The organism is Streptomyces sp. NPDC056373 (genome assembly GCF_042262425.1).
Classification (GTDB): domain Bacteria; phylum Actinomycetota; class Actinomycetes; order Streptomycetales; family Streptomycetaceae; genus Streptomyces.
Genome location: NZ_JBHJPX010000004.1, coordinates 442455 through 454470 on the forward strand (window position 1 = coordinate 442455; position 12016 = coordinate 454470).

Consider the following 12016-nt stretch of genomic DNA (forward strand, 5'->3'; position numbering starts at 1 on the left):
GCGAGATCCTGGAGCTGAAGTCCACGATCAACACGATGGTCGACCAGCTCTCCGCCTTCGCCGACGAAGTCACCCGCGTCGCCCGCGAGGTCGGCACCGAGGGCAACCTCGGCGGCCGGGCCCAGGTGCGGGGCGTGTCGGGCGTCTGGAAGGACCTCACCGACAACGTCAACTTCATGGCGGACAACCTCACCTCCCAGGTGCGCAACATCGCGCTCGTCTCCACCGCCGTCGCCCAGGGCGACCTGGGCAAGAAGATCACCGTGGAGGCCAAGGGCGAGATCCTGGAGCTGAAGTCCACGATCAACACGATGGTCGACCAGCTCTCCGCCTTCGCCGACGAAGTCACCCGCGTCGCCCGCGAGGTCGGCACGGAAGGCAACCTCGGCGGCCAGGCGCAGGTGCGGGGCGTGTCGGGCGTCTGGAAGGACCTCACCGACAACGTCAACTTCATGGCACTGAACCTGACTTCGCAGGTCCGCAACATCGCCCAGGTGACGACGGCCGTCGCCAACGGCGACCTCTCGAAGAAGATCACGGTCGACGCGCGCGGCGAGATCCTCGAACTCAAGGACACCGTCAACACGATGGTGGAGCAGCTGCGCGCCTTCGCCGACGAGGTGACACGGGTCGCCCGCGAGGTCGGCACCGACGGGCGGCTCGGCGGCCGGGCCCAGGTGCTGGGCGTGTCCGGCGTCTGGCGGGACCTGACGGACAACGTCAACTACATGGCCGACAACCTCACCTCCCAGGTGCGCAACATCGCCCAGGTCGCGACGGCCGTGGCGCAGGGCGACCTGTCCCGGAAGATCGACGTGGACGCGCGCGGCGAGATCCTCGAGCTGAAGACCACGATCAACACCATGGTCGACACCCTGTCCTCCTTCTCCTCCGAGGTCACACGCGTCGCCCGCGAGGTCGGCTCCGAGGGCCGACTGGGCGGCCAGGCCCGCGTCGAGGGCGTCTACGGCACCTGGAAGCGCCTGACGACGAACGTCAACGAACTCGCGTCCAACCTCACCACCCAGGTCCGCGCCATCGCCGAGGTCGCCTCCGCGGTGGCCCAGGGCGACATGTCCCGCTCGATCACCGTGGAGACACAGGGCGAGGTCGCCGAGCTGAAGGACAACATCAACCTGATGGTGGCCAACCTGCGCGAGACGACCCGCGCGAAGGACTGGCTGGAGTCCAACCTGGCCCGGCTCGCCGCCCTGATGCAGGGCCACCGGGACCTGATGGAGGTCGCCGACCTGATACTCCGCGAGCTGACCCCGCTGGTGAACGCCCAGTACGGCGCGTTCTACCTGGCCGACCCGGACGAGGACGGGGCGGCGGCCCCGGCCAAGGGGCTCGCCTTCATCGCCGGGTACGGCGCCGCCCAGGACGCGACCGTGGAGACCGGCGGTCTGCCGGTGCACGGCCTGGTCGCGCAGGCGGCCCGGGAGAAGAAGCGGATCCTGGTGGAAGGCGCCCCGCCCGACTACATCAAGATCAACAGTGGTCTGGGCGAAGCGGCCCCGACCACCATCGTCATCATCCCGATCCTCTTCGAGGACAAGCTGCTCGGTGTCATCGAACTCGCCTCGTTCTCCCGCTTCTCCGACGTCCACCTGGCGTTCTTCGACCAGTTCGTCAACACCATCGGCGTCGCCATCAACACGATCATCGCCAACTCCCGCACGGAGTCCCTGCTCGGCGAGTCCCAGCGCCTGGCCATGCAGCTCCAGGAGCGCTCGGACGAACTTCAGAAACAGCAGGGCGAGTTGCAGCGCTCCAACGCCGAACTGGAGGAGAAGGCCGCCCTGCTGGCCACCTCCTCGCAGTACAAGTCGGAGTTCCTGGCCAACATGTCCCACGAGCTGCGTACGCCGCTGAACTCGCTGCTGATCCTGGCCCGGCTGCTCTCCGACAACCCGGACGGCCGTCTCTCCGACCAGGAGGTGCAGTTCGCCACGACCATCCACCGCTCGGGCTCGGACCTCCTGCAGCTGATCAACGACATCCTGGACCTGTCGAAGATCGAGGCCGGCCGGATGGACGTACGCCCCAAGCGGCTCCCGCTCATCAAGCTGCTCGACTACGTCCACGCCACGTTCCGCCCGCTCACCCTGGACCGGGGGCTGGCCTTCGAAGTGGCGGTCGGCGAGGGCGTACCGCGCGAGATGTACTCGGACGAACAGCGGCTCCAGCAGATCCTCCGCAACCTCCTCTCCAACGCGATCAAGTTCACCGCGTCCGGCAGGGTCGAGCTGCGGGTGGACCGGGTGCAGGACGCCGAGCGCCGAAGGGGGTCCCCGCCCGCATGGGGGTCCACGCGCCCGGGCGAAGCCGAGAGCGGGGAAGAGACCGAGGGCGCGGGAGTCCGGGGCACCGACGACGTCATCGCGTTCGCCGTGTCCGACACCGGCATCGGGATCGCGTCGGAGAAACTCCCGGTGATCTTCGAAGCGTTCCAGCAGGCCGACGGCACCACCAACCGCAAGTACGGCGGGACCGGCCTCGGCCTGTCCATCAGCCGGGAGATCGCGGGCCTGCTCGGCGGCCGGATCGTCGCGGAGAGCGAACCCGGGAAGGGCTCCAGGTTCACCCTGTACGTGCCGGTCGTCAGCCCCGGACACACCGAGCCCGCACCCGTGCCCGCGGAACACACCGAGCCGGCACCCGTGCAGGAGGAACACACCGCGCCCGCACCGGTGCCCGAGGACCGCGCCGACCTGCCGCTGCCCCTCCGGCCGGGCAGCGGGTCCTTCCCGGTCACGCACGACACGGACGACGCCTGGCCGTCGCCGACGAAGCTGGAGGCGTGGACGTCCGGCCGGCCGGGCCGGATCCTCGCCGGGCGGCGGGTGCTGATCGTCGACGACGACATCCGCAACGTCTTCGCCCTCACCCATGTCCTGGGCCGGGTCGGCATGACCGTGCTCTACGCGGAGAACGGCCGCGAGGGCATCGAGACGCTGGAGCGCAGCGCGGACGTCGAACTGGTCCTGATGGACATCATGATGCCGGAGATGGACGGCTACGAGACCATCTCCGCGATCCGCCGCACACCCCGCTGGTCGGGCCTGCCGATCGTGGCACTGACCGCCAAGGCGATGCCCGGCGACCGGGAGAAGTCCATCGCCCGCGGGGCCAACGACTACGTACCCAAGCCGGTGGACATCGACGGCCTGCTGACGGTCGTGTGCGCACTGCTGGACCCCGAGGGCACGGGAGAAGAGGCATGAGCGGCACGCCCACCCACCCCGAACGCGCCGGAATCCTCCTGGTCGACGACATGGAGGACAACCTGACCGCCCTGGAGGCCGTCCTCGCCTCCCTCAACGAGCCGCTGCTGCGCGCCCGTTCGGGCGAGGAGGCGATGAAGGCCCTGCTGCGGCAGCCCATCGCCCTGGTTCTGCTCGACATCCGCATGCCCGGCATGGACGGCTTCGAGACGGCCGCCCACATCAAACGCCTCGACCAGACCCGGGACGTCCCGATCATCTTCCTCACCGGCGCGGACGACGACGCCGGCTACGCCTTCCGCGGCTACGCGACCGGCGCCGCCGACTACGTGACCAAGCCCTTCGACCCGTGGGTGCTCAGGGCCAAGGTCAGCGTCTTCCTGGACCTCTACCGCAAGGGAAGAGAGGTGGAACGCCTCAGGACGGAGATCCAGGACTTGAAACGCCGCGTGGGTGACGCCCCTTAGGGGCGCGGGGAACTGCGCGACAAGCCACAACGGGCCCGCAGCCGCCCCACAGCCCCCACGGCCCCCTACGCCTCGCGGGACCCGTCGTACATCTCCTCGATCAGGTGCTTGTACTCCCGCTCCACAACAGGCCGCTTCAGCTTCAGACTCGGCGTGATCTCCCCGTGCTCGACGTCGAGGTCACGCGGCAGCAGCCGGAACTTCTTGATGGTCTGCCACCGCTGAAGCCCCTCGTTGAGCTGCTTCACATAGCCGTCGACCATCTCCACGGTCTGCGGCGCCGCCACGATCTCCGCGTACGACTTGCCCTCCAGCCCGTTGTCCTTGGCCCACTCGGCGATGGCGACCTCGTCGAGCGCGATGAGCGCCGTGCAGAAGTTCCGGTCGGCCCCGTGCACCAGGATGTTGGACACGTACGGGCACACCGCCTTGAACTGTCCCTCGACCTCCGCCGGGGCGATGTACTTGCCGCCCGAGGTCTTGATGAGGTCCTTCTTGCGGTCGGTGATGCGCAGGTACCCGTCGGGCGACAGCTCCCCGATGTCCCCGGTGTGGAACCAGCCGTCCGACTCCAGCACCTCGGCGGTCTTCTCGGGCAGCTTGTGGTAGCCCTCCATGATGCCCGGGCCGCGCAGCAGGATCTCCCCGTCGTCGGCGATCCGCACCTCCGTGCCGGGCAGCGGCTTGCCGACCGTGCCGGTGCGGTAGGCCTCCCCCGGGTTCACGAAGGACGCGGCCGAGGACTCGGTCAGGCCGTAGCCCTCCAGGATGTGGATGCCGGCGCCGGAGAAGAAGTACCCGATCTCGGGTGCCAGCGCCGCCGAACCGGAGACGCAGGCCCGCAGGTTCCCGCCGAACGCCTCCTTGATCTTGGCGAACACCAGCGCGTCGGCGACCTTGTGCTTCGCGCCGAGACCGAACGGCACGGACGCGGTGCCGGTCCTCCGGAAGTTGTCCTGGGAGACCTTGGCGTACTCGCGGGCCACCTCGGCGGCCCACTGGAAGATCTTGTACTTGGCGCCGCCGCCGGCGCGGGCCTTCGCGGCCACGCCGTTGTACACCTTCTCGAAGATGCGCGGCACGGCCGCCATGTACGTCGGCTGCACCACCGGCAGATTCTCGATGATCTTGTCGACCCGGCCGTCCACGGCGGTGACGTGCCCGACCTCGATCTGCCCGGAGGTCAGCACCTTGCCGAAGACGTGGGCGAGGGGCAGCCACAGGTACTGCACGTCCTCGCCGCTGACCAGCCCGGTCGCGGCGATCGCCTTCGCCATGTACGACCAGTTGTCGTGCGGCAGGCGCACGCCCTTGGGGCGGCCCGTGGTTCCGGAGGTGTAGATGAGGGTGGCCAGCTGGTCCTTGGCGATCGCGCCGACCCGCTCCTTGATCAGGTCGGGGTCCTTCTCCAGCCGGGCCGCGCCGCGCTTCTCCAGCTCGTCCAGGGTGAGGATCCAGTCGGCGGTCTCGACACCGGCCCCGTCGATCACCACGACATGCGTCAGCTCGGGCAGCTCGGCGCGCTTCTCCCGGGCCTTGGCCAGCTGCTCGGCGTTCTCCGCGATCAGCACCCGGCTCTCGGAGTCCGACAGGATGTACGCCGACTCGTCGGCGTTGGTCTGCGGGTACACCGTGGTCGTGGCCGCTCCGGCGCACATGATGCCGAGGTCGGCGAGGATCCACTCCAGCCGGGTGCCGGCGGCGAGGGCGACGCGCTGCTCCGGCTGCACGCCCAGCTCGATCAGTCCCGCGGCGATGGCGTAGACCCGCTCGGCGGACTGCGCCCAGGTCAGTGACTTCCACTCGTCCGGCCCCTGGCCCGCCGACGGGACCGGATACCGATAGGCCTCGGCATCCGGCGTGGCCGCCACGCGCTCCAGGAAGAGGCCCGCCACGGACGGCGGACGGTTCTCGATCAGGGTCTGTGTGTCGCTCACGACATCCTCCGGGCCCGCGGCGTGCGGCTGGCTCAGGTGCGGCTGGGTTCACTCGCGAGCCCTTGTTTAACTCGCGAGTAACTATCGAGCAGGGATCAGAGTAAAGGGCGACCGGCCCCTGCGTAAGAGGCCACGGCATGCGATCTCGCGAATCCCCGGATTCTCCACCTGCCCACCGGGTACGCTGCCTCAACCGGGCTGGTTCCAACCCGGCTGGTGTTGATCGCGGAAGACTCAACCGTTCGCCGAGCGGCTGAGCAGCGTGAGCCAGGAATCCCCACGCTTCGGTGGGGGAGGGTTCAATTCGTACAGAGAGCTACTCGCTCACCAAGGGCCCGCCGCAACTCATGCGCGACGGGCCCTTAGCTCTCAAACCGAGGTCACTTTTTGCCCTTGCCCGACCCCGCGCTGTCATCACTCGACAGGACGGCGATGAAGGCCTCCTGCGGAACCTCCACGGAACCCACCATCTTCATCCGCTTCTTGCCCTCCTTCTGCTTCTCCAGCAGCTTCCGCTTACGGGAGATGTCACCGCCGTAGCACTTGGCGAGGACGTCCTTGCGGATGGCGCGGATGGTCTCGCGGGCGATGACCCGGGAGCCGATGGCGGCCTGGATGGGCACCTCGAAGGCCTGCCGCGGGATGAGCTCGCGCAGCTTGGCGACGAGCCGGACACCGTAGGCGTACGCGGCGTCCTTGTGGGTGATCGCCGAGAAGGCGTCGACCTTGTCGCCGTGCAGCAGGATGTCGACCTTGACCAGGCTGGAGGTCTGCTCGCCGGTGGGCTCGTAGTCGAGCGAGGCGTAGCCGCGGGTCTTGGACTTCAGCTGGTCGAAGAAGTCGAAGACGATCTCCGCGAGCGGCAGGGTGTAGCGGATCTCGACCCGGTCCTCGGAGAGGTAGTCCATGCCGAGCAGGGTGCCGCGCCGGGTCTGGCACAGCTCCATGATCGAGCCGATGAACTCGCTGGGCGCCAGGATGGTGGCCCGCACGACCGGCTCGTAGACCTCCGAGATCTTGCCCTCGGGGAACTCGCTCGGGTTGGTGACGGTGTGCTCGGTGCCGTCCTCCATGAGGACGCGGTAGACCACGTTCGGCGCGGTGGCGATCAGGTCGAGCCCGAACTCGCGCTCCAGCCGCTCGCGGATCACGTCCAGGTGCAGCAGGCCGAGGAAGCCGACGCGGAAACCAAAGCCGAGGGCCGCGGAGGTCTCCGGCTCGTAGACCAGCGCGGCATCGTTGAGCTGGAGCTTGTCCAGGGCCTCGCGCAGCTCCGGGTAGTCCGAGCCGTCCAGCGGGTAGAGGCCGGAGAACACCATCGGCTTGGGGTCCTTGTAGCCGCCGAGCGCCTCCTCGGCGCCCTTGTGCTGGCTGGTGACGGTGTCACCGACCTTGGACTGGCGGACGTCCTTCACGCCGGTGATGAGGTAGCCCACCTCGCCGACGCCGAGGCCGTCGGCCGACAGCATCTCGGGCGAGTTGGTGCCGATCTCCAGCAGCTCGTGCGTGGCGCCGGTGGACATCATCCGGATGCGCTCGCGCTTGTTGAGCTGGCCGTCGATGACACGGACGTACGTCACGACACCGCGGTAGGAGTCGTAGACCGAGTCGAAGATCATCGCGCGGGCGGGCGCGTCCGCGACACCGACCGGCGGGGGGATCTCCGCGACGACCTTGTCGAGCAGCGCCTCGACGCCCAGACCCGTCTTGGCGGACACCTTGAGCACGTCGTCGGGGTCGCACCCGACCAGGTTGGCGAGCTCCTCGGAGAACTTCTCGGGCTGCGCCGCCGGCAGGTCGATCTTGTTCAGCACCGGGATGATCTTGAGGTCGTTCTCCATCGCCAGGTAGAGGTTGGCGAGGGTCTGCGCCTCGATGCCCTGGGCGGCGTCGACCAGGAGGATGGTCCCCTCGCACGCGGCGAGCGACCGGGAGACCTCGTAGGTGAAGTCGACGTGCCCGGGGGTGTCGATCATGTTGAGGATGTGCGTGTCGTTCTTGTCGTGGGTGGGAGCCCACGGCAGACGCACCGCCTGTGACTTGATCGTGATGCCACGCTCGCGCTCGATGTCCATGCGGTCGAGGTACTGGGCGCGCATCTGCCGCTGCTCGACCACTCCGGTCAGCTGGAGCATCCGGTCGGCGAGCGTGGACTTGCCGTGGTCGATGTGCGCGATGATGCAGAAGTTGCGGATCAGAGCCGGGTCGGTACGGCTCGGCTCGGGCACGTGGCTGGGGATCGCGGGCACGCAGGGTCCTGATTCTTGAGGCGTCCGCAGTGTCTGCGGTCTCGGGTCGGATCGATACGTAGCCTCCATGGTCCCACGGGTGGGGACCATGGACGGGTTTGGGCCGCGAGAGGGGCCGCTGGTAGCCTGAGTGGCTGTGCCTCGTGCCCTCTCGCAGGAGGTACGACCCCAAGAAATCACCCGGTACGGGAATCGTGCGGTCACCGTGCGGCCTCGTGCCAGAACCTGAGAAGGCTCATTCGTGGCGAACATCAAGTCCCAGATCAAGCGGATCAAGACCAACGAGAAGGCGCGGCTGCGCAACAAGGCCGTCAAGTCCTCCCTCAAGACCGCGATCCGCAAGGCCCGTGAGGCTGCTGCCGCGGGTGACGCCGAGAAGGCCACCGAGTACCAGCGCGTCGCCGCGCGTCAGCTCGACAAGGCCGTCTCGAAGGGCGTCATCCACAAGAACCAGGCCGCCAACAAGAAGTCGGCGCTTGCTTCGAAGGTCGACGCGCTCAAGGGCTGACATCTGATGTGACGCCGGAGGGAATCGAGCGGGCCCTCTCTCATCCGCTCCCGTCCGGCACCCCCGGATCCGCGCGCGGCCTGCGTTCGCCACGCGGGCGCGGATCCAGCAGCTCGAACCGAAGGCCCCGCCTTCCGTCCTTCCCCAGGACGGCCGGCGGGGCCTTCGGGCTGTCTCCCGCGGTACCGCCGGTGTACCGGAGCGGAGTACCTGCCCGGTCCGTGTCCCAGGACCCGGAGCGGAGTACCTGCCCGGTCCGTGTCCTAGGACCAGAACTCGTTGTTCTTGTCGATGTCCTCGACGCATTCGTCGAGGTCGGTGACCTTGTCTCCGACGATCCGGAAGACGATGCAGCCCGTGTCGTCCAGCTTCCTGCCCTGCCGCTCGGCTGTGAACCTGCACATGCCGACCGCGTGGCCCCGTCCGTCGACGGCGATCCCGAGCATCTCCAGACGCATCGACCCGGCGGTCTCCTCGCCGAGCCGCCGGTACATGTCCATGATCGCGTCCTGGCCCTTGAAGTCACCCGAGAGCGGGTGACTGCCGGGCACGTGATGCGTCGCGTCCTTGGCGATCAGTTCCCGCAGGGTGTCCATGTCACCGCGCGAGAAGGCCTCGAATCCCTTGCGGACCAGCGCAGCGTGCGGGTGTTCAGCCATGACCCTCGCCACCTCTCCATCGCTCGGCGACGTACGGCTGACACATCTGATTCTCCTCTTCGGCAGGAAGAGGGCGACTCGATCACGGCACAGTGGAGAGATGGACGCACACGACACCGAGGCACCGGTTCCGGTCCGCGCCGCGACCAGGCTCCCCGCCCAGGACCTGGAGCGGGCGCGGCGCTTCTACTCGGAGAAACTGGGACTGGATCCCGTGGACGAACGCCCCGGCGGACTGCTCTACCGGTGCGGCGGCGCGGAGTTCGTCCTGTTCCGCTCGACGGGAGCCTCCCCCGGCACCTTCACGCAGATGGCGTTGGAGGTCGTGGACCTCGACGCGGCCGTCGCCGCGCTGAAGCGCCGCGGGGTGGTCTTCGAGGAGGTCGACGCCCCCGGGTTCCGCACACGGGGCGGCATCGCCGAGATCGAGGGGAACTACCCGAGCAAGGGCGCCCGGGGCGAACGCGGCGCCTGGTTCCACGACAGCGAGGGCAACCTGCTGGGCATGGGGGAGCCGGTCTTCTGACGCCTGGGCCCCGGGAGCGAGCCGCGGTCTCCTGCCGACCAGCCCCGGCCCCGGGGCGAGCCGCTCGACCTTCTCACGGTTAGCCCCGGCCTCGGGAGCGCGCCGCTCGGGCGATGGTGACCACGGCCTTCTCCAGGGCGTACTCGGGATCGTCGCCCCCGCCCTTCACCCCCGCGTCCGCCTCGGCCACGGCCCGCAGCGCGACCGACACCCCGTCCGGGGTCCAGCCCCGCATCTGCTGCCGCACCCGGTCGATCTTCCACGGCGGCATGCCCAGCTCCCGCGCGAGGTCCGCGGGGCGCCCCCCGCGCGCGGACGACAGCTTCCCGATCGCCCGGACGCCCTGCGCGAGAGCGCTCGTGATGAGCACCGGCGCGACCCCCGTCGCCAGCGACCAGCGCAACGCCTCCAGGGCCTCCGCGGCACGCCCCTCGACCGCCCGGTCGGCGACCGTGAAGCTCGACGCCTCGGCCCGCCCCGTGTAGTACCGCCCGACGACCGCCTCGTCGATCGTCCCCTCGACGTCCGCGACCAGTTGCGACACAGCCGAGGCCAGCTCCCGCAGATCACTGCCGATCGCGTCGACGAGCGCCTGGCACGCCTCCGGTGTGGCGGACCTCCCCGTCGTCCTGAACTCGCCCCGCACGAACGCCAGCCGGTCCGCCGGCTTCGTCATCTTCGGGCAGGCCACCTCACGGGCCCCGGCCTTGCGCGCCGCGTCGAGCAGCCCCTTGCCCTTCGCCCCGCCGGCATGCAGCAGCACGAGGGTGATCTCCTCGGCCGGTGCCCCGAGGTACGCCTTCACGTCCTTGACCGTGTCGGCCGACAGATCCTGCGCGTTGCGTACGACCACGACCTTGCGCTCCGCGAAGAGCGACGGGCTGGTCAGCTCGGCGAGCGTGCCGGGCTGCAACTGGTCCGGGGTCAGGTCCCGTACGTCCGTGTCGGCGTCGGCGGCCTTCGCCGCTGCCACCACTTCCTGCACGGCACGGTCGAGGAGCAGCTCCTCCTGGCCCACGGCGAGCGTCACTGGGGCGAGGAGGTCGTCATTCGCAGTCTTCCTGGCCATCGCCCCAAGCATCCCACGCGCCACTGACAGCGGCCCCCGGCATCCCACGCGCCACTGCGTACCGGATGCCTACGGTTCCTCCCGCCAGCCCTCCCACTCACCGGCCAGCCGGTCCAGCTCCCCGGGATCCAGCCGCTCGTCCTCGTCGCGCAGGACGACCAGCCACTGCGCGTCCTCGGCGTCGTCCTCGCCGGCCAGCGCGTCCCGCACCAGCTGCGGTTCCTCCACGACCCCGAACCGCTCCCGCAGCGCCTCCACCACCTCTTCCGCGGCATCACGGTCGGGCAGCACCAGCACATGTCGCACATCACTCACGCCGGACATTGTCCGACACCGCCTCGTGGCCGGATCGCTCAGCCCTTGTGGACGATCTGCACATCGAGGTCGACCCTGATGCTCGGCCCCACCACCGCGATGCCGCGCGCCAGCATGGTCTGCCAGCTCACCGTGAAGTCGTCCCGGTGCAGTTCGGTCGTGGCCCGGCAGGCCGCCCGCACCTCGCCCTCCATGCCGTTGCCCAGCCCCAGGTACTCCGTGTCCAGCGTGACCGTCCGTGTCACGCCGTGCAGCGACAGCGCCCCCGTCACGGCCCAACGGTTGCCGCCCTTGTGCACGAACCGGTCGCTGTAGAACTCCAGCGTCGGGAACCTCTCGATGTCCAAAAAGTCCGCCGAGCGCAGATGGTCGTCACGCATCCGCATGTTGGTGTCGATGGACGCCGCGTCGATCACCACGTGCATCGCCGACCGCTCCACCGGATCGGCGACCCGTATCACCCCGGCGAACGACTTGAACTGCCCGTGGATGCGGGCCAGTCCGATGTGCCGCGCGGTGAAAGCGATCGAGGAGTGCGCCGACTCGATCTCCCAGTCACCGGCGTCGGGAAGCTCCGGCGGCCGGGCCACCTGCAGCGTCACGTCCCCCAGGGACGCGAGCGCGTTCTCGGCGACCTGCGTCGTCGCCCGGTAGGGCGTGTAACCCTCCGCCGACACCGCGAGCCGGTACTCCCCCGCGGGCACCGTCGTCACGAACGACCCGTACGGATCCGCTCCGCCGCTGACGACCGGCCGCCCCACGGAGTCCGTGACCGCGAACTCCGCGTGCCGGACCGGCTCGTTGACCGGGTCCAGCACCCGGCAGGCCAGGACCCCCGCGCTCGGCGGTGTCGGCACCGCCGCCAGGGGACTCGTCCGGTGCACCCGGTCGGTGCGGCTTGCCCGCCAGCGGCCGATCATCCACGGCTCCTCTGAGTGACTCGAAATCGCCTGTTGATCACTGTTGATCACACGTGCCGAAGATGCATTCGACCACCCATGAGGCTTTCGAGGCAACACGGGACCACATCACGGGAATCCAGCAGATGTGCTGGTACTA

At 69.0% G+C, this 12016-nt stretch carries 10 protein-coding genes; 4 read left to right on the forward strand and 6 right to left on the reverse strand.

What is annotated here, in order from left to right:
• Both ACFCXS_RS11165 and ACFCXS_RS11170 read left to right on the forward strand, forming a co-directional pair.
• Nucleotides 1–3227, forward strand: a 3227-nt coding sequence (locus tag ACFCXS_RS11165) for a HAMP domain-containing protein (protein ID WP_376642978.1), incomplete at its 5' end; no start/stop codon positions are given.
• Nucleotides 3224–3694: a two-component system response regulator gene (locus ACFCXS_RS11170; RefSeq protein ID WP_376642979.1), complete on the forward strand. Its 471-nt coding sequence runs from the start codon at nucleotides 3224–3226 to the stop codon at nucleotides 3692–3694. The genes ACFCXS_RS11165 and ACFCXS_RS11170, both read left to right, overlap by 4 nt.
• A 65-nt stretch (nucleotides 3695–3759) precedes the next feature.
• Here the strand turns inward: ACFCXS_RS11170 and ACFCXS_RS11175 are convergent, their stop codons facing one another.
• Both ACFCXS_RS11175 and lepA read right to left on the reverse strand, forming a co-directional pair.
• Complete coding sequence (locus tag ACFCXS_RS11175) at nucleotides 3760–5631, reverse strand: AMP-dependent synthetase/ligase (RefSeq protein ID WP_376642980.1); 1872 nt, start codon at nucleotides 5629–5631, stop codon at nucleotides 3760–3762.
• A 380-nt stretch (nucleotides 5632–6011) separates the two neighbouring features.
• A complete protein-coding gene (lepA, locus tag ACFCXS_RS11180) occupies nucleotides 6012–7880 on the reverse strand; it encodes a translation elongation factor 4 (RefSeq protein WP_376642981.1) in 1869 nt (622 codons plus the stop codon).
• Nucleotides 7881–8121: 241 nt separating this feature from the next.
• On the opposite strand from lepA, the gene rpsT reads away from it, so the two are divergent.
• A complete protein-coding gene (gene rpsT / locus ACFCXS_RS11185; protein WP_104780628.1) occupies nucleotides 8122–8388 on the forward strand; it encodes a 30S ribosomal protein S20 in 267 nt (88 codons plus the stop codon).
• A gap of 263 nt (nucleotides 8389–8651) precedes the next feature.
• Here rpsT and ACFCXS_RS11190 read toward each other — a convergent pair whose 3' ends face one another.
• Nucleotides 8652–9047 (reverse strand): nuclear transport factor 2 family protein, encoded by a 396-nt coding sequence (locus ACFCXS_RS11190; RefSeq protein WP_376642982.1) that lies wholly within the window; start codon nucleotides 9045–9047, stop codon nucleotides 8652–8654.
• 100 nt (nucleotides 9048–9147) lie between these two features.
• On the opposite strand from ACFCXS_RS11190, the gene ACFCXS_RS11195 reads away from it, so the two are divergent.
• Nucleotides 9148–9573, forward strand: a complete 426-nt coding sequence (locus ACFCXS_RS11195; protein ID WP_376642983.1) for a VOC family protein — start codon at nucleotides 9148–9150, stop codon at nucleotides 9571–9573.
• Between the two features lie 79 nt (nucleotides 9574–9652).
• On the opposite strand, the gene holA is transcribed toward ACFCXS_RS11195, so the two are convergent.
• From holA to ACFCXS_RS11210, 3 genes are all read right to left on the reverse strand, one after another.
• The gene (holA, locus tag ACFCXS_RS11200) at nucleotides 9653–10642 is read right to left on the reverse strand and encodes a DNA polymerase III subunit delta (RefSeq protein ID WP_376642984.1); all 990 of its coding nucleotides are present in this window, start codon (nucleotides 10640–10642) and stop codon (nucleotides 9653–9655) included.
• Between the two features lie 69 nt (nucleotides 10643–10711).
• Entirely contained in the window at nucleotides 10712–10957 is a 246-nt protein-coding gene (locus ACFCXS_RS11205; protein WP_248500542.1) for a hypothetical protein, read from the reverse strand.
• A 38-nt stretch (nucleotides 10958–10995) separates the two neighbouring features.
• Nucleotides 10996–11877, reverse strand: a complete 882-nt coding sequence (locus tag ACFCXS_RS11210; RefSeq protein ID WP_376642985.1) for a YceI family protein — start codon at nucleotides 11875–11877, stop codon at nucleotides 10996–10998.
• Between the last annotated feature and the right edge of the window lie 139 nt (nucleotides 11878–12016).